The 25,577-nt window shown below is 42.4% G+C and carries 23 protein-coding genes; 16 read left to right on the forward strand and 7 right to left on the reverse strand.

Features of this window, described 5'->3' with window-relative positions; all coding sequences use genetic code 11:
* Positions 1-25: 25 nt before the first annotated feature.
* The 11 genes from pcnB (at position 26) to FTT86_RS09400 (ending at position 12,178) form a co-directional block, all read left to right on the forward strand.
* The gene (gene pcnB / locus FTT86_RS09350; RefSeq protein ID WP_180181072.1) at positions 26-1,498 is read left to right on the forward strand and encodes a polynucleotide adenylyltransferase PcnB; all 1,473 of its coding nucleotides are present in this window, start codon (positions 26-28) and stop codon (positions 1,496-1,498) included.
* Complete coding sequence (gene folK, locus FTT86_RS09355) at positions 1,495-1,980, forward strand: 2-amino-4-hydroxy-6-hydroxymethyldihydropteridine diphosphokinase (protein ID WP_180181073.1); 486 nt, start codon at positions 1,495-1,497, stop codon at positions 1,978-1,980. The genes pcnB and folK overlap by 4 nt, the downstream gene beginning before the upstream one ends.
* Positions 1,981-2,033: 53 nt before the next feature.
* A complete protein-coding gene (panB, locus tag FTT86_RS09360; protein ID WP_004278337.1) occupies positions 2,034-2,843 on the forward strand; it encodes a 3-methyl-2-oxobutanoate hydroxymethyltransferase in 810 nt (269 codons plus the stop codon).
* 1 nt (position 2,844) lies between these two features.
* Positions 2,845-3,693 (forward strand): pantoate--beta-alanine ligase, encoded by an 849-nt coding sequence (panC, locus tag FTT86_RS09365; RefSeq protein WP_180181074.1) that lies wholly within the window; start codon positions 2,845-2,847, stop codon positions 3,691-3,693.
* A gap of 18 nt (positions 3,694-3,711) precedes the next feature.
* Entirely contained in the window at positions 3,712-4,563 is an 852-nt protein-coding gene (gene rapZ, locus FTT86_RS09370; protein WP_004278335.1) for an RNase adapter RapZ, read from the forward strand.
* Positions 4,560-4,829 (forward strand): HPr family phosphocarrier protein, encoded by a 270-nt coding sequence (locus FTT86_RS09375; protein WP_034438008.1) that lies wholly within the window; start codon positions 4,560-4,562, stop codon positions 4,827-4,829. Before rapZ ends, FTT86_RS09375 begins: the two co-directional genes overlap by 4 nt.
* Before the next feature lie 2 nt (positions 4,830-4,831).
* Positions 4,832-5,365: a ribosome biogenesis factor YjgA gene (gene yjgA, locus FTT86_RS09380; protein WP_004278333.1), complete on the forward strand. Its 534-nt coding sequence runs from the start codon at positions 4,832-4,834 to the stop codon at positions 5,363-5,365.
* Positions 5,366-6,078: 713 nt separating this feature from the next.
* Complete coding sequence (locus FTT86_RS09385; RefSeq protein ID WP_180181075.1) at positions 6,079-7,347, forward strand: sensor histidine kinase KdpD; 1,269 nt, start codon at positions 6,079-6,081, stop codon at positions 7,345-7,347.
* An 86-nt stretch (positions 7,348-7,433) separates the two neighbouring features.
* A complete protein-coding gene (gene glnE / locus FTT86_RS09390; protein ID WP_180181076.1) occupies positions 7,434-10,184 on the forward strand; it encodes a bifunctional [glutamate--ammonia ligase]-adenylyl-L-tyrosine phosphorylase/[glutamate--ammonia-ligase] adenylyltransferase in 2,751 nt (916 codons plus the stop codon).
* Between the two features lie 24 nt (positions 10,185-10,208).
* Positions 10,209-11,135, forward strand: coding sequence for a branched-chain amino acid transaminase (locus FTT86_RS09395; RefSeq protein ID WP_004278329.1), 927 nt, complete (start codon positions 10,209-10,211; stop codon positions 11,133-11,135).
* A gap of 164 nt (positions 11,136-11,299) precedes the next feature.
* Positions 11,300-12,178 carry an ATP-grasp fold amidoligase family protein gene (locus tag FTT86_RS09400; RefSeq protein WP_180031526.1) on the forward strand — a complete coding sequence of 293 codons (879 nt, stop codon included), beginning with the start codon at positions 11,300-11,302 and terminating at the stop codon, positions 12,176-12,178.
* Positions 12,179-12,235: 57 nt separating this feature from the next.
* On the opposite strand, the gene FTT86_RS09405 is transcribed toward FTT86_RS09400, so the two are convergent.
* Entirely contained in the window at positions 12,236-13,258 is a 1,023-nt protein-coding gene (locus FTT86_RS09405; RefSeq protein WP_180087079.1) for an NAD-dependent epimerase, read from the reverse strand.
* Complete coding sequence (locus FTT86_RS09410) at positions 13,255-14,424, reverse strand: nucleotide sugar dehydrogenase (RefSeq protein ID WP_180087078.1); 1,170 nt, start codon at positions 14,422-14,424, stop codon at positions 13,255-13,257. Before FTT86_RS09410 ends, FTT86_RS09405 begins: the two co-directional genes overlap by 4 nt.
* A gap of 184 nt (positions 14,425-14,608) precedes the next feature.
* On the opposite strand from FTT86_RS09410, the gene FTT86_RS09415 reads away from it, so the two are divergent.
* From FTT86_RS09415 to FTT86_RS09430, 4 genes are read left to right on the forward strand one after another with little or no spacing between them, the layout of a single operon-like run.
* Positions 14,609-15,382 carry a glycosyltransferase gene (locus FTT86_RS09415; RefSeq protein ID WP_180087119.1) on the forward strand — a complete coding sequence of 258 codons (774 nt, stop codon included), beginning with the start codon at positions 14,609-14,611 and terminating at the stop codon, positions 15,380-15,382.
* Between the two features lie 54 nt (positions 15,383-15,436).
* Positions 15,437-16,408: a Stealth CR1 domain-containing protein gene (locus FTT86_RS09420; protein ID WP_180001484.1), complete on the forward strand. Its 972-nt coding sequence runs from the start codon at positions 15,437-15,439 to the stop codon at positions 16,406-16,408.
* Positions 16,409-16,417: 9 nt separating this feature from the next.
* Complete coding sequence (locus tag FTT86_RS09425) at positions 16,418-17,176, forward strand: glycosyltransferase family 25 protein (RefSeq protein WP_180087118.1); 759 nt, start codon at positions 16,418-16,420, stop codon at positions 17,174-17,176.
* Positions 17,177-17,205: 29 nt separating this feature from the next.
* Positions 17,206-18,081, forward strand: coding sequence for a polysaccharide pyruvyl transferase family protein (locus FTT86_RS09430; protein ID WP_180087076.1), 876 nt, complete (start codon positions 17,206-17,208; stop codon positions 18,079-18,081).
* 2 nt (positions 18,082-18,083) lie between these two features.
* Here FTT86_RS09430 and FTT86_RS09435 read toward each other — a convergent pair whose 3' ends face one another.
* The 5 genes from FTT86_RS09435 to FTT86_RS09455 form a co-directional block, all read right to left on the reverse strand.
* Positions 18,084-18,953, reverse strand: coding sequence for a lysophospholipid acyltransferase family protein (locus FTT86_RS09435; protein WP_180087075.1), 870 nt, complete (start codon positions 18,951-18,953; stop codon positions 18,084-18,086).
* Positions 18,954-18,971: 18 nt separating this feature from the next.
* On the reverse strand, positions 18,972-19,193 hold the full coding sequence (locus FTT86_RS09440; RefSeq protein WP_004278319.1) for a hypothetical protein: 222 nt from the start codon (positions 19,191-19,193) through the stop codon (positions 18,972-18,974).
* 115 nt (positions 19,194-19,308) lie between these two features.
* Positions 19,309-21,093, reverse strand: a complete 1,785-nt coding sequence (aspS, locus tag FTT86_RS09445) for an aspartate--tRNA ligase (protein WP_180181077.1) — start codon at positions 21,091-21,093, stop codon at positions 19,309-19,311.
* Between the two features lie 162 nt (positions 21,094-21,255).
* On the reverse strand, positions 21,256-22,020 hold the full coding sequence (locus FTT86_RS09450; RefSeq protein ID WP_180181078.1) for a DUF4184 family protein: 765 nt from the start codon (positions 22,018-22,020) through the stop codon (positions 21,256-21,258).
* Between the two features lie 63 nt (positions 22,021-22,083).
* Complete coding sequence (locus tag FTT86_RS09455) at positions 22,084-23,145, reverse strand: RNA-guided endonuclease TnpB family protein (protein ID WP_180181079.1); 1,062 nt, start codon at positions 23,143-23,145, stop codon at positions 22,084-22,086.
* 210 nt (positions 23,146-23,355) lie between these two features.
* Between FTT86_RS09455 and znuD the strand changes: the two genes are divergently transcribed.
* Positions 23,356-25,485, forward strand: coding sequence for a zinc piracy TonB-dependent receptor ZnuD (gene znuD / locus FTT86_RS09460; protein ID WP_180181080.1), 2,130 nt, complete (start codon positions 23,356-23,358; stop codon positions 25,483-25,485).
* Positions 25,486-25,577: the final 92 nt, after the last annotated feature.

Consider the following 25,577-nt stretch of genomic DNA (forward strand, 5'->3'; position numbering starts at 1 on the left):
GTTCAGACGTAGGAGACAGCGTCTTTTGCAAACTTTGCGCGCGTCAAAATGTGGTTTATCAACCGCTCAATTACCTTCTTATATTCTCGATGTGATTGATGCCTTAAACAAGGCAGGCTATGAAGCTTATATCGTGGGTGGTGGTGTTCGAGATCTGATGTTAGGTTTGAATCCTAAAGATTTCGATGCAGTCACCAATGCAACCCCGGCTCAGGTCAAGGAAGTTTTTGGACGACGTTGTCGAATTATCGGACGACGTTTCGAACTGGCGCATGTCTATTCAGGGCGGGAACTGGTTGAAGTGGCAACCTTTCGTGCACCACCAAAAAAAGCAGTGACCTCGGCCGCGGGGATGATTTTGCGTGATAACAACTGGGGCAGCATCGAGCAGGATTTTGCCCGTCGTGATTTCTCCATCAATGCAATGTACTACCAGCCGCGTAAAGGTATTGTGCTGGATTTCTGCAATGCAGTGGATGATATTCACAGCAAAACCTTACGCTTACTCGGCGATCCGACTTTAAGATTTGAAGAAGATCCAGTGCGGATGCTGCGAACGTTGCGTTTTGCCGCCAAGCTGAACTTTAATATTGATGAAGCGATTCTGGATGTCTTTACGCCGGAAATGACCCAGTTGCTGCGTGATGTTTCTCCGCATCGACTTTATGATGAATCACAGAAGCTGTTCACCATGGGACACCTGAATCGTGTCTTGCCCATGCTAATCGATTTCGGGATCTGGCAGCAGTTATTTGCAGATATCAAGCCTGAAATTACGCCGTTTATGGAACGCGCTGCGAAAAATACCGATCAGCGTATTTCGATCGGCAAGACCATCAATCCGGCATTTTTCTATGCGGTATTGTTGTGGCAGCCATTCCTGGAGCGTTGTGAATTCTATCTGAATAAAGGTGTGGTAGCGGCCGAAGCCCGCGCCCAAGCCGGTCTGGATGTGTTAAAACGTCAGGCAACCCGCACTATTATTCCACGCTTTGCGGAAACTTTTATTCGTGAAGTTTGGGAAATGCAGACCCGTTTGCTGAATCCAAAACCACAGCAAATTGAGGCCTTGTCCAGTCATGCGCGTTTCCGTGCCGGCTTTGACTTTTTGCTGCTGCGTGAAAAATCAGGCGATGCAACTGCCCAAGGCATGGGCAGCTGGTGGGATGCTTACCAGCAAATGAGCGGTGACGAGAAAGAACGGGCCATTAGCCAGTATAACCGTCAGCGTGCCAAGAGCCGTCGCAAGGCGAGTCAAGAAGAACATCTGGACCAGAAACTGACCCAACAGCAAGATCTTGCCGAGATTGAGCCGTTAGTGAATGAACCTGAACCACGCAATCGTCGGGTGCGTAAAGCCAAGTTTGAAGACAAGGCGAAACCTCTGTCGCATGTGGCAGCCAGTGCCAGCGGTGAAATTGGCGCAGATCATCCGATTATGAAACGTCAGCGGGTAAAACGTGATCTGAGCCAAGTGGTATTTGGACCAACACAATGATCGTGACATATATTGGCCTGGGCAGTAACCTGGGCGATTCACGCCAGATTCTGGCAGAAGCTGTACAGAAACTGGCGACCTTGGGGCAGGTGAAAACTTCGCATCTGTATCAAAGTCCACCGATGGGGCCACAGGATCAGCCGAACTATCTGAATGCAGTGGTGCAGTTAAATACCGATCTGGCTGCTTTAAGCTTGCTGGATCGTTTGCAAGCCTTTGAGCAGGACGCAGGTCGGGTACGTTTGCGGCATTGGGGCGAACGTACACTGGATCTAGACTTACTAATCTACGGCAATGAGCAGATTCAAAATGAACGCTTAACTGTGCCGCATGTTGGAGTATTAGAGCGTGATTTTGTCCTGATTCCACTTCTGGATATTGATCCTGAAATACAGGTTCATGGACACAGATTAAAAGACCTGGACATCGTCAAACAGTCGACCCTCACGGTACTCGACGACAGCAACTGGGCAAATATTTAATTTTTAAGTGATGGTAGCTTCGTCAGAATTTTCAAGCATAGAGGAACATTTTCATGGTCAGTCTGAGTGATTTAAGACGCTTTAAAGCAGATGGACGCAAATTTTCATGTCTGACTTGCTATGATGCCAGTATGGCCAAAGCCATGGAAATTGCCGAAGTGGACAGCATTTTAATTGGCGATTCTCTGGGAATGTCAATTCAGGGGCGTGATTCGACTTTGCCGGTCACGGTTGCAGATATGGCCTATCATACGGCTGCGGTACGCCGTGGTAACCAGCATGCCTTTATCATGACTGACTTGCCATTTATGAGCTATGCTACCTTGAATGATGCCTTGCAAAGTTCGAAAACCGTGATGCAGGCTGGCGCGCAAATGGTCAAGATGGAAGGCGGTGCATGGTTGGCAGAAACCGTGCAAGTGCTGACCCGTAACGGTATTCCGGTGTGTGTGCATTTGGGTCTTACTCCGCAGTCGGTACATGTCTTTGGCGGTTATAAACTGCAAGCCCGTACCCGTGAAGCGGCCGATCAGCTCATTGCGGACTGTAAGGCAGTGGTCGAGGCGGGTGCTGCACTATTGCTACTTGAATGCGTACCAGCACAGCTTGGCCAGGAAATCACCGAACTGTTTCCGCAGATTCCGGTCATTGGCATTGGTGCAGGTGCAGCTACAGATGGTCAGGTATTGGTGGTTCAGGACATGCTCGGTTTGACTTTTGGACATACCGCAAAATTTGTACGTAATTTTATGCAAGAACAATCGGGTGCGACAGCCATTCTGGATGCTTTTAAAGCCTACCATGCTGCAGTTTTAGATGGATCTTTCCCGGCACCAGAACAAACTTTTCAGGTTGAATTGTAAGATGAAAACAGAAACCACCATTCAGGGCTTAGCGGCATCATTAAATCCGGCGCGTACCAGTCGCAAGATTATCGGTTTTGTACCGACCATGGGCAATCTGCATCAGGGGCATTTAAACCTGGTGCGTGAAGCGCGTAAGTTGTGTGATGTAGTGGTGGTCAGTATCTTTGTCAATCCGATCCAGTTTGGACCCAATGAAGATTTTGATAGCTATCCGCGCACGCTTGAGCAGGACCAGCAGCTTTTGGCAGAGGTCGGTTGTGACATCGTTTTTGCGCCGACGGTTGAGCAAATGTATGGTAAAAAACCGCGTCTGACCAATATCAGTGTTTCTGACATTACCAATGATTTATGCGGTTTGCAGCGTCCCGGTCATTTTGATGGTGTGGCGGTGGTGGTGGCTAAATTGTTTAACATCGTACAGCCGAATTACGCCTTCTTTGGCCAGAAAGATTATCAGCAATTGGCGGTCATTCGTCAGTTTGTACAAGATCTGAATATTCCACTGGAAGTAATTGGTGTGCCGATTGCCCGTGCAGAAGATGGCCTGGCTTTAAGTTCGCGCAATGGTTATTTAAGCGAAGAGCATCGTGCAATCGCACCGGTCATTTATCAAAGTTTGCAAAAGGCTGAACAGCAATTACATGCAGGCATGGAACTGGATACGGTATTGGCAGAGATTCGCCAGACTTTAACCGATGCCGGGTTTGTGGTGGATTATGTTGAAGCCCGCACTCCAGAATTACAAAAAATTCATACGTTTAATCAAGATCTTGTGTTATTTATAGCTGCAAAGCTGGGGAATACACGTCTGATCGATAACCTGCAGGTTAAATACACTGCCGGCTAAGATGAAAGGGTAGCATGCATGAAGCGCATTTTAATTGTCACGGGACAATCTGGTTCGGGTAAATCATCTGCATTACAGGTGCTTGAAGATCTAGGTTATTACTGTATTGATAATCTGCCTTTGGCATTGCTTCCCGAAATCGTGGCAAAATTGGACAGTGAAAATAATCTGGAACAGTTGGCGCTGGGCGTCGATGTGCGCAGTACCCGGGCAGATTTACAAGAATTTGATCATGTATTTGAGCAACTGCAACAGCATGGTTCGGTCGATATTATCTATCTGACCACGCAGGATCAGGAGCTAATTGCCCGCTTTAGTGCCTCACGTCGGCCGCATCCTTTAGCGTCACGCTTTAAAAGCCTGAATCAGTGTATACAGGAAGAAAAAATCCTGTTGATGCCGATTCAGTTGCGTTCCACGGTGCATATCGATACCACCGATAAAAGTGTGCATGACCTGAAACATACCTTGTTGTCCAAGCTTGGACAGGCCGATAACCTGATCCTGATTCTGCAATCCTTTGGTTATAAGCATGGCATTCCACTGGATGCCGATTATGTCTTTGATGTCCGGCATTTGCCGAATCCGCATTGGGAACTGGAACTGCGCAAATTTTCAGGGCTAGATCAGCCGGTGCAGGCGTTTTTACAAAAGAGCGATCAGGTCGAGGATATGTTCAATGATCTGTATCACTTTCTGGACAAGTGGTTGCCGACCTTTGCCGAAGGGCATCGTCATTATATGACCGTGTCGATTGGCTGTACCGGTGGTCAGCATCGTTCTGTTTATATTGTGGATAGACTAAAAAAAGCCCTTGAGGCAAAATGGTCTATTCAAGTCCTCCATCGAGAAATGAAGCACTGGTCATGATTGATACGACAGTTGACGTAATTAATAAACTGGGTTTACATGCACGCGCATCTGGTAAACTGATAGAAGTTACCACCAAATTTCGTTCCAGTATCCAGATTGGCAAAGCGGATAAACTGGTAGATGCAAAAAATATCATGTCCTTGCTGATGCTCGGTGCGGGCAAAGGAACAACTTTACGCTTGGTGATTGAAGGAGCAGACGAGGACAAAGCCTTATCTGAAATTCAGGCACTATTTGCAGCAAAATTTTATGAGGCAGATTAATCGTGGCACGTCGACCGAACAGTTTAACTGAAGAAGATTTTGATTCTTTAGAGGGACGCGCAAGTAAGACCGAACAGAAAAAAGCAGTCCAGCGTATGGCTGCTTTGGGTGCGCAGCTTGCAGAGCTGAGCGCTAAACAAATTAAAAACCTACCCGTAGATGAGCGTTTGATTGACGCCTTGCTTGATGTGCAGGCAATTAGTTCACATGAAGCACGTCGTCGTCAATTTTCACGGATTGGTAAATTATTACGTAATGAAAATGAAACGGTGATTTTGTCTTATTTAACACCCAAACAAGGTCTTAAAAAGACAGCTCAATTACAGCGTTGGGTGGATCGAATTGTTAAAGATGGTGATCCAGCCATCAATGAATTTACCAAAACCTATAATGCGACAGAGCGTCATACCTTACGTCAACATTATCTTCGGGTACATCGTGATTTAAAGAATCAAGCACCTGAAGAAGAAGTGAACGCTTCTAAATTAAAGCTGTTTAACTATGTACAGCAAGTGGCCTTGATTTCTGACAATTAAGCAGCCCTGTAAAAAGGCGGTCTTTTTAGGCCGCTTTTTTATAGCTGTTTTGAACCGATTGGTTTGACTTGGACATGCATAGTCTATAAGTGTTCTATCTTAATATTACTATTTCAGCTTCTAAAACTACATTGATGATAAAAAATACAAAATTTCTGCAATTAATTTGTTAATGAATGTAAAATCTTTACAATTCTCAGTGGCTTTTTTGGCTTATTTTTAATCAGAATCCTGATATTTAGATATTTCGTAGACTGGAATTGTTAAGATATTTTTAAAAAATTAAAAAATAATTCTGAGTGTTATTAAATAGATGAAGCCTGATATAAAATTTATTTTTAATCATAAGGTCAAGCTATATAATTGAAAAATCATTAGCTTTTACTCTAAATAGGGTAAAAAGCAATGGTGGGTATTTTTTAGTCAGTAGTGTGTTACAGTGAATACAAATAAATATGCTTATTTTAGGTGAGATATATTAATTTCAAATACTTATGTAGATTTTTTTCGAATAGTAAATTTTCAAGTTATTCTTAATCAATTAAATATCAGTGCTTTGCGGTTAAGAATGTATCTGGATAGAAACAGGTTAACAAATCCTTTAACCTAGAGGTGAGTTTTCATCGTTAAGTAAATATAGAATCTTTGTTATTGATTGTATGAATTTGGTCGGCAGTGTTTTCTATATTCCATAAACATTCAGAGAGGCAAACATGGAACTAAAACTGCTAGAGGTCGGTCAGAATACGGAGCAATTAAGCTCGTGCCGTATATCTCTCATTTTAGGTGTCTATACCTCCAACAACCTATTAGACACCTTTTGTAAGATCGCCCGTAAACTTTTAAACGTTAAAACCAGTATTATCGGCTTCCACACGGAACCCTATATCTGGTACAGCTGTCCGCGCGGTTTTCGGGCCTTGCACGCCCCGCAGAACGTGAATCTGCCTGCGTATCTGCAACAGTCAGATGTCATTGACCAGATGCATCCTGCTTATACAGAACTGTCAAATTATGTGAAAGATCTCGGTGTAGCGCATCAGAGATTAGTCGCCTTTAATTTAAAATCAAGTAGCGGTGTGTCTTTTGGACAGGTCATTTTCTTTGATGATCAGACTGAAGGGTTTGATCAGGATGATATTGCCACTATTAAACAATTTGCTGAAAGTTTAGTGATTCGAATTCAGCTCAATCAAGAACATACTGAACTGAAAGAATTATATGAACAGCAATGCGCACTCAACTTCAGTAAAACCAAATTTTTCCAGATTATTGCGCATGACTTGCGTGCACCATTTCATGGTTTACTGGGCTTTTCCGAAGTGCTAGCGCAGGAGCGTGACACTCTGGACGAATCCAGTATCCAGAGCATCGCGGATTATTTATATGATAATGCACAATCGACCTATAACCTGCTGGAAAGCCTGCTGACTTGGGCGATGGCAGAGGGTGGACGCTTTATTTATCATCCGATTAATTATGAATTGAAACAATCCAGTAATATTGTGTGCAGTGTGCTGAAAAGTCTGGCTCTGAATAAAAAAATTGAACTGGTCGACAATATTCCTGAAGACATCAAGGTACATGCGGATATCAACATGATTACCTCTGTCTTGCAGAACCTGGTGTCGAATGCGCTTAAATTCACCCCGGTGAATCAAGGCGGTAAAGTGATTTTAGCTGCAGAAATGGAAGGCGAGCAGGTCAAGATTACGATTCAGGATACTGGCTTGGGCATGACTGAAGAGCAGATGCAGAATCTGTTTAAACCGACTTTGGGTGTGAGTGTCAGAGGCACAGCTGAAGAGAAAGGGGCAGGTTTGGGTCTAGTGCTCTGCAAGCGCTTTATTGACCTGAACCATGGTCAAATTGCTGTAGATTCCAAAGAGGGTCGGGGTACGACCTTTACCGTGCATTTACCGATGGTCACCAATGATCATCAGGCACTGGTGCTTGAAGATGTACATATCGAGCAATCTTAAAGAAGTAAATTTCAAGCTAAAACATTCCCACTGAGACAAAACTCCTGCTATAACTAAGCAGAATGTTTCAGGGGAAGAGTTGAGTGATGAATGCGGCACAATTGCAGAAAACCTTAAGAGCCAGCCAATATGCCGAACAGGTATTGGCCAATCACCAGAGTCTATTGGAACAGGATTATGCAATTGACCAGTTTCAAGGCTCACTCAGTCGGGAATATATTGATCAGCTGGTGCAGCACTGCATCCTAAATATAAGCGATGAAACAACGTGGATGCGCGCAATGCGTATTCTGCGGGCTCGTTTGATGTTTCGCTGGATCTGGCAGGATGCCAATCAACTCACCGATGTCATTACCCTCACCCAAGAACTCTCCGATTTTGCCGATGCCTGCATCTGTGCGGCGAAAGATTTTGCCCGTATTCCGGTCGCTGCCAAGTATGGCCAGCCGATTGGTTATAATGGAAAAGTTCAGGATCTGATTGTCATTGCTATGGGGAAACTCGGCGCCCAAGAACTCAATCTTTCCAGTGATATTGACCTGATTTTTGCCTTCGATGAGCAGGGTGAAACCGATGGACGCAAATGTATTGATGTGCAGCAGTTTTGCATCCTGTGGGGACAAAAATTGATTCATTTGCTGGATCAGATCACGGCGGATGGTTTTGTATTCCGGGTGGATATGCGCCTGCGTCCCTGGGGCGATGGTTCAGCGCTGGCCATTAGCCACGCGGCCTTGGAAAAATATCTGAGCCAGCATGGGCGTGAATGGGAGCGTTATGCTTGGATTAAAGCACGGATTGTCAATCCAAGCCTGGAAGGCGATGAGCTGCTGGAGATGACTCGTCCATTTGTATTCCGCAAGTACGTCGATTACAGCGCTTTTGAAGCCATGCGCGAAATGAAAGCCATGATCGAGCGTGAAGTACAACGCCGGAATATAGAAGATGATATCAAGCTCGGAGCTGGCGGCATTCGCGAGGTTGAATTTATCGTGCAGGTGTTTCAGCTGATTTATGGTGGAGCCAAGCTTGAATTGCAGGATCGCCAGTGTCTGGTGAATCTGAATCATCTGGATGATGCCGAGTTACTGGATGAACAGGCGGTGCAGGATCTGGAAGATGCCTATTTATTCCTGCGCCGGGTTGAGCACGCGATTCAGGCCCTAAATGACCAGCAAACGCAATCATTACCGACAGAGCCAGAGTTAAGGGCGCGTATAACGGACACACTTGGTTTTGCGGATTGGGACAGCTTTATGGCATATCTCAATGAGAAACGTGACAAAGTGATGTATCAGTTTGATCATTTAATCAAGGAAAATGGCCCAGATACCCTGGTTGAAAGTTTTTCCCAGCTGGAAAAAAAACTCAAAGAAGTATTGGATGAGAATGCGAAGAATCTCGTTCATGAGTTTTGGAATGGGCATGCCTTAAAAAAATTACCGGCAAAGGCGGTACAACGTTTAAAAACCTTCTGGCCACATTTAATTGAAGCCATTTTACAGTCAGATGATCCGCAGACAGCACTGGTACGACTGATGCCCCTAGTCGAATCAGTGATGCGCCGTACGGTATATCTGGTGATGTTAATTGAGAGTAAAGGGGCGTTACAGCGACTGGTGAAGATGGCCACGGTCAGCCCATGGATTTGTGAAGAACTGACCCATTATCCGGTGCTACTGGACGAATTCCTGTCGATGGATTTTGAATTGCCAAAACGTAAGGATCTGGAAGATTCCTTGCGCCAGCAACTTTTACGGATTGAAATTGATCAGGTTGAAGACCAGATGCGGGTTTTGCGCCTGTTTAAAAAATCCAATGTACTTGCTGTAGCCGCCAGTGATGTGCTGGCTGAAAGTCCTTTAATGAAAGTTTCCGATGCCTTGACCGATATTGCTGAAGTATCGGTGAATGCAGCGCTGCATCTGGCCTATCAGATTGTGGCAAAAAAGCATGGTTTTCCACTGGATGCAGAAGGGCAGCGCTGTTCAGTTGAGCATACTGCTTTTGCCGTATTAGGTTATGGTAAAGTCGGTGGCATTGAACTGGGTTATGGCTCGGATCTGGATCTGGTGTTTATTCACTATATGGGGGAACAGGCCGATACAGATGGGCTCAAGCCGATCAGTGGCTTTGAATTTGCCATGCGCGTGGCACAAAAGTTTATGTCACTGATGACCACGCAAACCCTGGATGGACGCGTATATGAAGTCGACACCCGCTTGCGTCCATCGGGCGAAGCTGGGCTTTTGGTCACCAGTTTAAAAGCCTTTGAACAATACCAGTTCAAAAGTGCCTGGCTATGGGAGCATCAGGCACTGGTGCGAGCCCGTCCGATTGCGGGTGAAATGAGCTTGCGAAAAAAGTTCGAAGTCTTGCGCCGGGATATTTTGATTCAGCCTCGCGATGAAAATTATGTACGGGCAGAAGTACTGAAAATGCGTCAGAAAATGAAGGAGCATCTCGGTTCTTCTAAAGAGCAAAAAAAAGATGGTATTTTTCATTTAAAACAAGATGCAGGTGGTATCGTAGACATCGAATTTATGGCACAGTATGCGGTGTTGGCTTGGAGTGGGACGAATAAAGATCTCGCCCATTTCTCCGACAATGTACGAATTCTTGAGGATGCCGCAAAATCAGGTTGCTTATCCAGCGACGATGCGACTGCTCTGATTCAAGCTTATCTCCGTGAACGCGCCGAGAGCCACCGCTTAGCCCTTGCAAATCAATCCATGCAAGTGTCTGCAAGCGACTGGCACGATACCCGAATGACCGTTTGCAAGTTATGGCAAAGACTAATTGATCCAAGTGCAGACTTTGCACTGGATAGTGAATAATTGTGAGAAATTGGAGTTTGTGGCATGAATTTGGCTGATCGTGATGGTTTCATTTGGCAAGATGGACAACTAGTTGACTGGCGTGAGGCAAAAACTCACGTATTAACACATACTTTGCATTACAGCATGGGTGTGTTTGAAGGCGTCCGTGCTTATGAAACCCCGAATGGAACGGCTATTTTCCGTCTAAAAGAACATACGAAGCGTTTGTTGAATTCTGCAAAAATTTATCAAATGAAAGTTCCATTTGATCAAGCAGCATTAGAGCAAGCTCAAATTGATGTTGTTCGTGAAAACAAATTAGCGTCTTGCTATTTACGTCCAATTATTTTTATTGGTTCTGAAAAACTCGGTATTGCTGCAACTGACAATACCATTCATGCCGTAGTTGCGGCATGGAGCTGGGGTGCTTACCTCGGTGAAGAAGCAATGGCGAAGGGTATTCGCGTAAAAACTTCATCATTTACTCACCATCATCCGAACGTGACTATGTGTAAGGCCAAAGCATCAGGTAACTACACCTTGTCCATTCTTGCGCATCAGGAAGTGGCACATTCTGGCTATGATGAAGCGATGCTGCTCGACCCGCAAGGCTATGTATGCCAAGGTTCAGGCGAAAATGTATTCCTGGTGCGTGATGGCGTGATTCATACGCCTGATATCGCAGGTGGTGCGCTGGATGGTATTACCCGTCAAACGATTATTACCATTGCTAAAGACCTGGGTTATGACGTAATTGAACGCCGTATTACCCGTGATGAGTTCTACATTGCAGATGAAGCATTCTTCACCGGTACAGCTGCAGAAGTAACACCAATCCGTGAATATGATGACCGTCAGATTGGTGAAGGTGTACGTGGTCCAATCACCACACAAATCCAGAAAGCTTATTTTGATGCAGTTCAGGGCAAAGACCCGAAATATGCACACTGGTTAACTTATGTGAAGTAATTAAGAATTTACTGATTGAAAAAACCTCTCATTTGAGAGGTTTTTTCAATATTAATTACGTAATATATTTAATTTTTTGATTCAGAAAATAGTTAAACATTTGCATCTTGTTTGTTTCAATCTGTTATAATGAATATCTTAAATGTAAGATATCATTATTTATTATGATAGAAAATATTATTTACCAAGCTAAAGTAATTCGAACTAAATTTGTATCAGACAAAAAATACTTAACGAAAAGATTTGTGTCTAAATTAGGTTATATTCCTAATTTTAATGCACCGCAAAGTTTTAATGAGAAAGTAACAGCGCGAATGATTTTTAGTCGTGATTCTCTGCATACAAAGCTCGCGGATAAAGCTGTAGTAAGGAAGTTAGTAGCAGAAAAAATAGGATGGGATTATTTTGTTCCTTTAATAGGACTATATAAATCCTATGATGATATTAAATTTGAGCAGTTTCCAGATAAGTTTGTTCTGAAGTGCAATCATGATAGTGGTAGTGCTATTATTTGTAATAATCGAAACAATTTTGATGTTCATAAGGCACGTTTAAAAATCAATAAACATTTAAGCATGAATATGTATTATCTTAAGCGAGAATGGCATTATAAAAATATCCAGCCTATGATTTTAGCTGAACAATATATTGATCTTTTTATGGATATAAATAATCAATATATAATTACCACTTGTCGTATTCATTGTTTTGAAGGGAAGCCAGAGTATTTAGAAGTAGATATCATTGATAATCTTAACAATGAATATTCAAATATTTATGATACTTCATGGTTATTACAACCATTTAAAGTAGATTTGAAAGAAAATGCACCTAATAATATAGGACGACCACCTCAGCTTGAGAAATTGTTAGAACTATCAGAGTCATTGTGTTTTTCTTATGGTTATAGTCGAATAGATTTTTTATTATCACAAGATCAAGTGTTTTTTAGTGAAATTACCCTAACACCAAATGCGGGTCGCATGATCATAACACCTATAGAATGGGATCAAAAACTTGGTTCTCTATGGAAGTCATGTTAGTAATTTAAATATATAAGGACCCATGCTAATAAAATAGAGTGAGTCCTTTTTAGAGTTTTAGACTTGATAAAAGTCTCGATACCAGTTCACGAACTGTTTTACTCCATCTTCTACGGATACTGAAGGTTTATAACTTACACTTTGTTCCAGAGCAGAACTATCTGCAAAAGTATCCGGTACATCACCTGGTTGCAGTGGTAGTAAGTCTAGGATTGCTTCTTTGCCCACAGCTTTTTCAATGGCACGGATATATTCAATCAGTTTCACTGGCGAATTATTTCCGATGTTAAAGATGCGGAACGGGGCATTGCTGGTTGATGGATCAGGGTTATTACTATCCCAGTCTAGATTAGGTGCAGCAATCTGGTCACTGGAACGGATCACCCCCTCAGCAATATCTACGACAAAGGTAAAGTCACGGGTATGGTTGCCGTGGTTAAAGACCGGAATAGGTTTGCCTTCAATAATGTTTTTGGTGAACTTGAATAGTGCCATATCTGGGCGACCCCAAGGACCATAAACGGTAAAGAAGCGCAGGCCTGTCGTTGGTAGCTTAAATAGATGGCTATAGCTATGCGCCATCAATTCATTGGCACGTTTGGTTGCTGCATAAAACTGGATCGGATGATCAACACCATGTTTTTCACTAAAAGGCATGGTGGTGTTGGCACCATAGACACTGCTGGTGCTGGCATAGGTCAGATGTGGCGTTTTGGCATAGCGACAGGCTTCAATAATATTGGTAAAGCCTACAATATTGCTTTCGACATAGCTCATTGGGTTTTCAAGCGAATAGCGTACACCTGCCTGTGCTGCCAGATGAATCACGCGATCAAATTGATGCTCCTGAAAACACTTTTCGACCACAGCTTTATCTGCGAGGTTAGCATGAATAAAATTGAACTGCCCCGTCTGCTGTTCTGCCGTTTGAATTAACAGATCTACACGTGCCTGTTTTAACGCTGGATCATAGTAGTCATTCATGTTGTCGAACCCGACGACATCATCACCACGTTCTAAAAGCTTTTTGGAAACATGAAATCCAATAAAACCTGCTGCACCTGTTACCAGAATTTTCATTCATCGCCTCCAAAAATATCACGTGTATAAACTTTATCTTCAACATTACTGAGATCTTTAGATCGACGATTGGTGATGATCACCTCTGCCCGCTGTTTAAAAATTTCTAAATCAGTAATTACTTCAGATTTAAAGAACTCTGCTTCTTTGAGCGTTGGCTCATAGATAATGACTTCAATACCTTTAGCCTTAAGGCGTTTCATCACGCCTTGGATGGCAGAGGCACGGAAATTATCTGAACCACTTTTCATGACCAGTCTATAAATCCCGACCACCGACGGATTTCTAGCTAAAATGGAATCGGCAATGAAGTCTTTACGGGTACGGTTAGAATCCACAATGGCCTGTATCAGATTGCTTGGTACCTGACTGTAGTTAGCCAATAACTGCTTGGTATCTTTTGGTAGGCAGTAACCGCCATAACCAAAGGAAGGGTTGTTATAGTGGTTGCCAATTCGCTGATCCAGACAGACACCTTCAATAATTTGCTGAGTATCTAAACCGAACGTTTGTGCATAGGTATCCAGTTCATTGAAGAAAGCCACGCGCATAGCCAGATAGGTATTGGCAAATAACTTGATTGCTTCAGCTTCGGTTGAGTCAGTAAACAGCACAGTGCTGTCTTTTTTGATTGCACCTTCAATCAGCATATCTGCAAATTGTTGGGCACGCGCTGACTTCTCTCCAACAATAATACGTGATGGATAAAGGTTGTCATGTAGGGCTTTACCTTCACGCAAAAATTCTGGAGAGAAAATAATATTTTCTGTATTAAATTTCTCTTTTACGGTTTTGGTGAAGCCCACAGGAACCGTAGACTTAATAATCATGACTGCTTGAGGATTAATCTCGGTTACATCACCAATGACACTTTCCACACTCTGGGTATTAAAATAATTGGTTTTAGTGTCGTAATCCGTAGGTGTTGCAATAATGACAAAATCTGCGTTCTGATAAGCTTCATATTTGTCAGTTGTTGCCCGGAAGTTCAGTGGTTTTTCACTTAAAAAAGCTGAAATGTCATGATCCTGAATTGGAGAAACCTTCTGATTCAACATTTCAACTTTGCTGTCGATAATATCTAATGCCACGACTTCATGATGTTGTGAGAAGATCATGGCATTGGAAAGGCCGACGTAACCGGTACCTGCAACTGCTATTTTCATATCAACCTGATTATGTGTTTCTAATAGAGGGGGCTTGAGTTCAAGCCAATATTGGTGTTCTCGAAGCGACTGCACATCATACCATAAAGTATTTTTGAGTATGATGAAGGCGTTGAAAAGCAGGCAGTAACTTTGCTTTAGAAATGGTATGATATGGCGCAGAATGCTGGTGGAAGATGAATACATGCAGGAAAACGTAAGCGACTCACTGTCAGACCAGACTCATACACAGTCTGAACAGAATATTGTGCTATGCATGAAGTGGGGCACCAAATATGGGGCAGAGTACGTCAATCGTTTATACAATATGGTCAAACGTCATACCACGGTTGATTTTAAAATGATGTGTCTGACTGATCGTACTGAAGGCATTGATTCTGCTGTTGAATGTTTTCCAATTCCTCCATTGGCCCTGCCAGCAGGCAGTCCTGAACGCGGCTGGAATAAACTTTCTACATTTGAACCTGATTTATATGGTTTAAAAGGTAATGCACTATTCCTCGATTTAGATGTTGTCATTGTTGATAATATTGATAGTTTCTTTACCCATCCAGGTGATTTTCTGATTATCCATGACTGGAAACGCCCATGGCGTATTACCGGAAATAGTTCAGTTTATCGTTTTAAGTTAGGTGCTTTCCCGGGACTGATGCCATATTTCCGTGAACATTTTGACGAAATCCGCCAGAAATTCCGTAATGAGCAGGCTTATTTATCCTGGTATGTTGATCAGGAAAAGAAACTGAGTTATTGGCCGGATTCCTGGTGCAAGAGCTATAAATATCACTGTCTGCAAAAAATTCCCATGGCTTATTTCAAGCCACCAGTGAAGCCGGAAGGCGTCAAAATTATTATTTTCCATGGTGAAATCAATCCACCAGATGCCATTAATGGCGGTGGTGGTAAATGGTACCGTTATGTGTTGCCATCGCAATGGATCAAGGATGCTTGGCAATAATTATTAGATGTAATAATTTAGCCATCAGGTACATATTTTTAAGTGATAAAGTGAATGCAGCAGATTGATATTGTAATTGCCTGGGTGGATGGCAATGATCTTGAATTAAAAAGGAAACGTCATAAATATCTGACTGGTGAAGATGCATCTGATGCAGTCAGTGATACCCGTTTCGCCAGTGATAATGAAATCTACTACAACATTGCTTCAATCCTGAAATATGTACCTTTTTGCCGCAATATTTTTGTGGTGACAGATAACCAGCGTCCAGAATTTATTGATGAGTTTGCTGCACAAGGTCTGTGTTCTGCTGATAAGATCCGTGTAGTGGATCATCGGGAAATTTTTAAAGGTTATGAGCAGCATTTGCCCAATTTCAATACCCGATCGATTGAAAGTATGCTCTGGAATATTGAAGGATTATCAGACTACTTTATTTATTTGAATGATGACTTCTTCTTTAATTCAACCGCACAGGTAGACGACTTTCTAAACGGTGAGCGTTTGGTGATTTATGGTCACTGGCAAAGCAGTTTTGCGCTGAAGACAAAGTTGAAGTATCGCCAATTTTTGCAGCGCCAATTTGGCAAGCCGATTCAACCGAAGCATATGATTGCACAAATGTTAGGCGCGGATATCTTAGGCTTTAAAAAGTTTTTCGAGATCCATCATTATCCACATATTGTGGATCGTCATGTTTTGAAAGATTATTTTCTGACAGATCCACAGTTGCTGGAAACCCAGATTAAATACAAGTTCCGCAGTGTAGAGCAGCTTAATCCCATTTCACTGATGAATCATCTCAAGATTCAAAAGCAGCAAGCTGAGCTGAAGCCTGATATTGAATTGGCTTATCTAAAAAATGAAGATAGCCTTGGCAGTTTCGTTTCAGCCTTGACCAATCCTGCAATAAAATATGGCTGTATTCAAAGTCTGGATCAATTGAATCCGGCAGAAGCAAAACAGGTGAGTGATGCCATGCAGCAAAAACTGGCTGGTTATTTACCCAATTCAATTTTGGTTTAGAGGTTCATGATGAAAATAATCACTTATCTGATTAATCTGGATGGTAGTCATGAACGGCTGGAACGAGCGACTCAGCAACTGGATGCAGTACAGTGGCCTTTTGAGCGTTTCTCTGCAGTCGATGGTCGTGGTAAAGCTTTAACTGAATTTGCCAACTATGATGATCAAGGTGCGAAACAGATTTTAGGTCGTAGCCTGATTAACTCGGAACTTGGTTGTTATCTCAGCCATTATGGCTGTGCAGAGAAGTTTTTGAATACTGATGCAGATTACCTGATTGTGCTTGAAGATGATATGAAGATTGGTCCAGACTTTAAGACAAAGCTGGATGGTCTGTTTGAATATCTGGACCAGTATAAAAAACTGGATTGGTATTTAATTAATATTGCCGCCAAAAAGAAAAAGCTGGCAAAAGATATTACCCAGATTGAAGATATGAGTGTCTGGCATGCCTTCTACTTTCCTATTCGTGGTTTGGGTTTAATCTGGTCACGTCAAGGTGCTCGAGCGTTTGTAGAAGCTGGTAAAACCATAAACATGCCGGTAGATATTTTCTTCCAGACTTGGCTGAGTAAGAATGGTAAAGGTTTAGGGGTATGGCCAGCCTTGGTTCGACCTGCTGGTCTGGATAGTGATATTTTGGGAACAGTGGCTTCTGAGGGTGTATCACGTAAGGAAAAAGAAAATCGTAGTTTATCGTATGGGTTGAAAAAGCAGAAACGTATGTGGCGTGATCGTATATATGCTTTAAATCACTTATTATTTTGAATAATTTCATAATTTACGAGTTTACATAAATGTTTTTTAAAAAAAAATTAAGAGTAGAGCGAGCTTCAATAGTAGATGCTCGTTCAGAAGAAGTCTTTAAAACTTTGAATAATATGCTGCCTTGTTATTGGTGGGATTCTACCCCAAATTTTGGGGATTGGATCGGGCCATGGCTTATATCTATGAAGACCGGTAAGAGTATTGTAAACAGTCGAAATTTTTCTAACGTCCCAAAAACTATTTTTTCAGTTGGTTCAGTTATTCATCATTTAATTGATACAGATACAGAAATACAGGTTTGGGGTTCAGGATTAATAAAACCGATTGATAATCGAAAAGTCAGAAAGTTTAAAAAAGTAATTCCTCGGGTAACATTCTTGGCTGTACGTGGACGATTAACAAAAAATGAATTAGTTCAACAATTAGGAATTAATATACCTGATATATTTGGCGATCCAGCACTTTTATTACCTCGATATTATTCTCCAAAACAGCAAAAAAAGATAAAGATAGCCCTTTGTCCTCATTATGAACATTTTGATTTACTTCATCAGATGTTTAAAGAAGATGAGGATATTAAAGTTATTAATGTTAAAAGAGAACCATGGTTAGTAATTGATGAAATAGCTAGCGCGGATGTTTGTATTTCTAGTTCATTGCATGGTTTAATTATTGCTCAAGCTTATGGTATTCCATGGATTTGGTTGCATTTTGATGACAAAAAGTTAATCGGAGATCGTTTTAAATTTTATGATTTTTATTCAACATTAAAGTCATGTTCTAATGAGCATGTTGTTAACTTAACAACGGAACTAAATAAAGAAGATATTTTAGCTGCTTCTAAGCGGGCGCGGTTATTTGAGTATGATATTAACCTTGACCTATTGGATCAAAGCCTAGTTTAAAATTATGTGTTCATATATAAATTTTTATTACTATCAATCTTCCTAAACCTTTTATATCCCCACAAATACTGTTCTGGAGCGACATTAATCATGCGCTCCATTTCTTTATTTAAGGTATCCACAGAACACTGTAGGTCTTTCGACGAAATATCGTCAGAAAGTTGGGTCACAACAATATCATAACCAGATAAATCATCACGTCTTAAACAGCTCAGCCCAATTACAGCACATTGAGTTTTAGCTGCCAGTTTGGAAAGTAAGGTAGAAGATAAGGCATTTTGACCATAAAAATAAGAATAGATTCCCCCAGATTCTTTAGGAACATGATCCGGTAAAATCGCAGAAAAACCACCTTGTTTTAAATGCTTAAATAAAGCACGTACCCCAGAATCATCAGTCGGAACCAGTGTGGCATTCAGACGTTGCCGAGCTTCAAGCATAAAACGATCGATGTCTTCATTCTTGCTGGGTTTGTACATAATCACGGGTGATGTATGCTGGTTTACCCAGACATTCAACAGCTCCCACGTACCAAAATGTGGAACTACAGCCAAGCAGCCCTGAGGATTTTGCAAAGCTTGAATAAATAGATCTGCACCATGCACATCTCGAATTAAAGACAGCGCATATTCAGAAGATGAACCCCAAATTTTGACGGATTCTGCATACGTCATGCACTGACTTTTGAGGCTGCGTTTAGTCAAATCAGCTCGTTCAGATTCGGAAAGTTCTGGATAAGCAGAGGCCAGATTAATCTCAGTCACTCGGCGTGCAGAAGAATGGCTGAAATACAAAAGAGATCCAGCCAGTTGCGCAAGATTTTGAATGAATCTTAACGGAAGCTTGGAGAAATTTTTGAGTAGGGTGTACATGGTATCCAGATGGTCAGATTATAGGTCTTTGTCCGGATTGCCCTTCAGCACCATATAAATCAAACCTACAAAAATCAGCAGGGCACCTAAAATACTGCTCAGGCAAAAATACACAATACGGTCATTGGTATCGAGGTTGAACAGGTTGTTGGCAAGGATATAGCGCATGAACAGCCATTGAACCACTGAAAATACAATAAGCATAATGCTGCGATTACGAACTGCAGGACGCATAGCCATTGCTAATTACCTTAGATTAAAAACTGTGGCTATTATGCCACTGTTCCAGATGTGACTCAATCACACAAAAAAAGCCCCACACGAGGCAGGGCTTTTTCACTTAAATTTTCAAGAATTATTCTTGAGATTCAGCTTTTGGTTTTTCACGTAAGCGAATACCAAGGTCACGCAGCTGGTTTGATTCAACTGGTGCTGGTGCTTGCGTTAATGGACATTCAGCAGTCTTGGTTTTCGGGAATGCAATCACGTCACGAATAGAAGAACCGCCAGTCATGAGCATCACCAGACGGTCAAGACCGAATGCCAAACCACCATGCGGAGGAGCACCGTAACGTAATGCATTTAATAAGAAGCTAAATTTCTCTTCTGCTTCTTCTTCACCAATACCAAGCGCTTCAAAGATCGCTTTTTGCATTTCAAGGTTGTGAATACGCAGTGAACCACCACCGATTTCAGTACCGTTTAATACCATGTCATAAGCCACAGACAATGCCGCACCTGGGTTGTTCTTCACTTCTTCTACGCTAGATTTTGGCAGCGTGAATGGGTGGTGAACAGACGTCCATTTACCATCATCAGTTTCTTCAAACATTGGGAAATCAACAACCCAAAGTGGTGCCCACTCGCAAGTTGATAATTTAAGGTCATGACCGATTTTCACACGAAGCGCGCCCATGGCATCGTTTACAACTTTGGCTTTGTCTGCACCGAAGAATACGATGTCGCCATTTTCAGCGCCAACACGTTTCAATAGATCAAGCACGATTGGCTCGATGAATTTCACGATTGGAGATTGAAGACCTTCGATACCTTTTTCAAGTTCGTTGACTTTGATGTAGGCCAAACCACGTGCACCGTAGATGCCTACAAACTTGGTGTATTCATCAATCGCGCTACGTGGAAGTGAACCAGCACCCGGTACGCGAAGCGCAACGATACGACCTTTAGGATCTTTTGCAGGGCCTGCGAATACTTTGAACTCAACGTCTTGCATTAAGTCTGCAACGTCAACCAGTTTCAAAGGAATACGCATATCCGGTTTGTCAGATGCATAGTCACGCATTGCATCGTTGTAGGTCATGCGTGGGAATTTATCAAACTCAACATTTAGAAGTTCTTTGAACATCTTAACGGTTAGAGTTTCCATTAAATCCATGATGTCATCGTCACTCATGAACGATGTTTCAACGTCGATTTGGGTGAATTCTGGCTGACGATCCGCACGTAAGTCTTCGTCACGGAAACATTTAGCAATTTGGTAGTAACGATCAATACCGCCCACCATCAACAACTGTTTGAATAGCTGTGGAGATTGTGGCAGTGCGTAGAAACTACCGTTAGATACACGGCTTGGCACTAAATAGTCACGCGCACCTTCAGGAGTCGCACGTGTCAAAATTGGTGTTTCAACGTCTAAGAAACCATTGTCTTCGAAGTAGTTACGAATCAGGTTGGTTAACTTAGAACGGAAGCGTAAACGATCTAACATTTCTGGACGACGGATGTCCAAGAAACGGTATTTCAAACGAATTTCTTCAGAAATATTGGTGTTTTCGTCATTCAATGGGAATGGCGGAGTTTCAGACTGAGCAAGAACTTCAATTTCTTTACCCAAGACTTCGATTTGACCGCTCACCATATTGGCATTTTCTGTGCCTTCATAACGGCGACGTACACGGCCTGTAATTTTTAATACAAATTCTGAACGTACTTTATCAGCAGTTGCGAATGCTTCAGGAGTATCTGGGTCAATAACCACTTGAACAAGACCATCACGGTCACGCATGTCAAGGAAGATTACACCACCGTGGTCACGGCGACGGTGTACCCAACCGCATAATGTTACGGTTTGGTCAATTTGAGCTTCGGTTAAAGAACCGCAGTAATGAGTTCGCATCATAGCGTTAGAAATCCAACTATATGGGTTAAGGTCAGCGAATACGTAAACAGCGTACCGCTTTGAGTAAAGGTAGGATTATGCCTCTTTGGGCATGTTGTCACAAGAACTTGGGTCAAAAACAATATCATTTTAAAGTGAATAGGCGCAAAGCCAGTGCTTTGTTTAACCCATCCTGCGACCTCTGTCTAAAAATAAAAACAATAAACAGCCCAGACTGAAGGTGATCAAAAAGCCTTGGCTAAATTCATTGATCGAGCGACCAGTAAAATAATAGAGGTCCGATCGCCAGACTTCTGTAGAGAAATAGCGCGCATAATCCCAGACCGAAAATAGGCCGGTAAATATAGAAAAGAGCAATAAGCCCCAGGCAAACGATTTGATTTTCACACTGACTGCAAGATATTGCTGATGAGTTTTATAGTAATGCAGGCTCATCCACAAGATAAGAGGCAAGACAATCACTGAGGTACCAATCTGTAAAATCCGGTGCAGCGGATAACTTTGTCCAAACAACTGAAAATGTTGGGCTAAGACGTCATGGAAGGCAAAAGTTCGAAAATCGACGTGAGTCAGTCCATCCCAGATTAAATGGGTGGCTGTACCAATGATGAGTGCAAGACACATCACCAGGATGAATTTTAGTGCTGAAAGGATATTGTGAATCTTTAAATCATGCTGAATACCGATGAAACGGTAAATCACGGGCCGGTAAATTAGGTACCAGACTGCGCAAAAAGCCAGACCAATCCAGAGATCCGGATGAATCAACGAAGACCATAAATGGGTAATATTAGAATTAGTATGAGTAAACAGACGATGTAGATCGGGAACCATGCTCCCAATGGCCAGCGCAGCAACAGGGAGTCTATTCCCAGTCAAATATGAAATAGGGGGAGCAAGCACAGCATGCGACAAGGTAAAAGGCATAAAAATGATGTTTTAATGTAATCAAAAATATTCAAAGGACATTCTATTGACATCCTCTCCTTCTTAAAAGAGGGAGATTCCTACTTCTAGACGCTTATGCCCAAGCGCAAGAATGTTCAGGGCAGAATTTAAATCCCGCTGCCAGGCTGTACCGCAGTTCTGGCATGTCCATTCTCTCATTCCAAGATCAACCCTACCTTTCGGACTACTGCTTGATATTTGCTTACAGCACGAGCAGATCTGGGTGGTATAGGACTCATTGACTTCTTCAAACAATACGCTTGCGTTCTCGCATTTATACTTGAGCATTGTTTTGAGTGCTGAAAATCCTGTATCCAGGACCGACTTCGCCATCCTGGTTTTGAGCAGTTTCTTCGCACTCAAGTCACCTACAACAATCAGTGCATTCTCCCTCACCAGTTGGGTGCTGGCCTTGTGCAAATGGTCTTTACGACAGTTTGCAATTTTGGCGTGTAATGCACGGACACGCTTTTTATTTCTCGCTCGTTGAGCAATTCCTAGTTTCTGTTCATATTTTCGATAGAACTTGGGATTGGAAATGATAGTTCCATCCGAACAGGTCGCAATATCTTTTAAGCCAAGATCAATACCAATCGCTTTGGTAGTGGTGGGTTTCTCAGCTTTAGGGCTATCCACCACCAGGCAGACATACCAGCGCCCGCGAGCATCCTCAACGAATGCGCCTGTTTTAATGCTGTATTGGCTTAATCCGTAGCTGTCCCATAGCTTGAATTGGTGCTTACCGTATTGAACAGATCCATCAGCAGATTTGATGGCTACTTTTTTAAAGGGTATCCAACCAAGAGAGCGCCTTGCTGATTTCTTGTTACTTACACGCCATTTTAGCTTTGCTTTTTTGAATTGCTTGCGTCTTGTTACTAATTCTTCTGTCACAGCCTGAATGGTTTGACTATGTAGGCTGCATTCTTTAGATGCGCCTTTTGTGTATTTCGATACATCGTAAGCTGATAGAAGTTCACCTTTTCTTTTTAAATGTTTGAACCCTAAATCATTGACATAATTCCAGACAAAGTTCACCTCAGATGCTAATTGGTCTAGCACCTTGCAATGTTTGTCTTTTATTCGTAATTTAAGTGTTTTCATGGGCTTATATTAGCTCATGTTAAATTAAAAGTGTGAATTTAAAAAAAATCCAACGACATTTTATGTCGTGTCACTTATATCTCTGTCATGAAGGACGGAGTTTTACGCTCCATTTGATAAAATATATCACTGAGTGTCGTAAAGGATTGCAAAAACAATGAAATGTTATATTATAACATTCATCCAGATTACTGAATTTGAGCTTCGGTCATGTCCTTCCCTAAGAATCTAATAACATTGTCAATTTTTGCTGTAGTTGCGCCTACAGTATTTGCAGAGCAATCCTCATCTTCTATCCCGGTTCAGACCATGGACACGATTCAGGTGCAAGCTCATCCATTGGTGCAGACTGCGGCGGATTTTGCGGTTGCGGATCAGGTCGTGGATCAGAAAGCGCTGTCTGAACGTGCCACTACCATTGGTGATGCCTTGGCAGATGAGCTTGGTGTTTATTCTAATCAATATGGTTCAGGCTCAAGCCGTCCGGTGATTCGTGGTCAAGATGGTCCACGCGTGAAAGTGTTGCAGCATGCTTCTGAAACAGCGGATGTATCCACTTTGTCTCCTGACCATGCTGTCACCGTTGATCCGATTCTGGCGAAACAGGTCGAAGTGATTCGCGGTCCATCTACATTGCTTTATGGTGCCGGTACAGTCGGTGGGTTGGTGAATGTCACTGATCAAAAAATCCCAACTCAAATGCCTGAAGGTGGTCTGGAAGGTACAGTCGGCCTGCGTTATAACAGGGGCAGTGATGAAAAACTGGCAAGTGCTGGTGTAACAGCGGGTATTGGTGAAAACTTTGCTTTGCGTGTAGAAGGCTCAAAGCGTAACGCCAATGATTATATTGCACCTGATTATTTTCATGAGCATGATGACGAATTAGAAAAAGAACGTCGTGTGGGCAATACTTTTGCTGAAGGGCAAACGGTCAATATTGGCGGATCATGGATTCATGATCGTGGTTTTGTTGGTTTGTCTTATAGTAACCGTCAGGATCAGTATGGCTTGCCAGGGCATAGTCATGAATATCATGGTTGTGTTTTACATGGTGATCATTTTCATGGTTGTCCAACACCTGACCCAGATACATCAGCCCATGAAGAGCATGGTGGACCATGGGTAGATTTAAAATCTGAACGCTATGAAGTACGCACCGAACTGGAACAGCCTTTTGCCGGTATTGAAAAATTACGTGCACATGCCAGCTTTACCGATTATGAACATGATGAACTGGAAGAAAATGCAGTCATCAGTAACTTTAAAAGCAAGGGCTATGATGCACGTTTAGAACTGGTGCATGTTCCTGTCGCAGGTTGGGAGGGGGTGATTGGAACCCAGCTTTCACAGCAAAAAATTAATTTATCCGCTCCAGAAGCACATGGTCATGCAGAGCACGATCATGAAGGACATGAGCATGATCATGGTGAGCATGCGAGTCATAATCATGATGTGCTGATGGCAGACACCAAAACCCAGAAATACAGCTTATTTGCTTTGGAACATAAACAGATCGGCGATGTGCATGTTGAACTTGGTGCGCGTGTCGATCATCAAAAAGTGAAAGTAGATTCGGATCAGAAAGATTATTCGGGGACTGGTGTCTCTGCATCCGCTGCTGCCAACTGGGAATTTGCACCGAACTACAAACTTTCTGTGGTGGGATCTCATCAGCAGCGTTTGCCTTTAGCTCAAGAACTCTATGCTGATGGCTTGCATTTTGCGACCAATACCTATGAACTCGGTAATCCTGATCTCGATAAAGAAACTTCAAATAATCTCGAGTTAGGTCTGCATTATGAAGGGGATAAACTGGATTACCATGTGCATGTCTATCACAACTGGTTTGATGATTATATCTATGGCGAAACGGTAGCGCAGAAAGGTAATTTACGTGGCGTGCAATATACCCAAGACAAAGCTAGATTTTATGGTACAGAAGCACAAGCCGGTTATCAGATCAATGATATGTATAAAGTCAGCGTCTTTGGGGACTATGTGCGTGGCAAGATTGAAGCTGAGAATGCACCACGTGTACCTGCAGGTCGCTTAGGCACCAAAGTAGAAGCAGACTTTGCCGATGGCTGGTCAGGTCTGGCTGAATATTATCATGTCTTTAATCAGGACAAGATCGCCAGCTATGAAGATGAAACCCAGGGCTACAATATGGTGAATGTTGGCTTAAGCTATGCCAATAGCCTTGCAGATAACAATGCTTATCGAGTTTATTTCAAGGCCAATAACCTGCTCGATGATCAGGTGTATTCACATACTTCATTCCTGTCGAATATTCCGCAGGTGGGTCGCAACTTTACTGTTGGCGTGCAGTATGATTTCTAACAGGTCTACTGAAATAATCGACCAAATCATCTAGATCTCACCGAAATCTACTTGAAAAATCATAAGATAAAACCTAGCCTGAGTATATTGGG

The sequence above is a fragment of the Acinetobacter sp. YH01021 genome (assembly GCF_013420255.1).
GTDB lineage: Bacteria > Pseudomonadota > Gammaproteobacteria > Pseudomonadales > Moraxellaceae > Acinetobacter.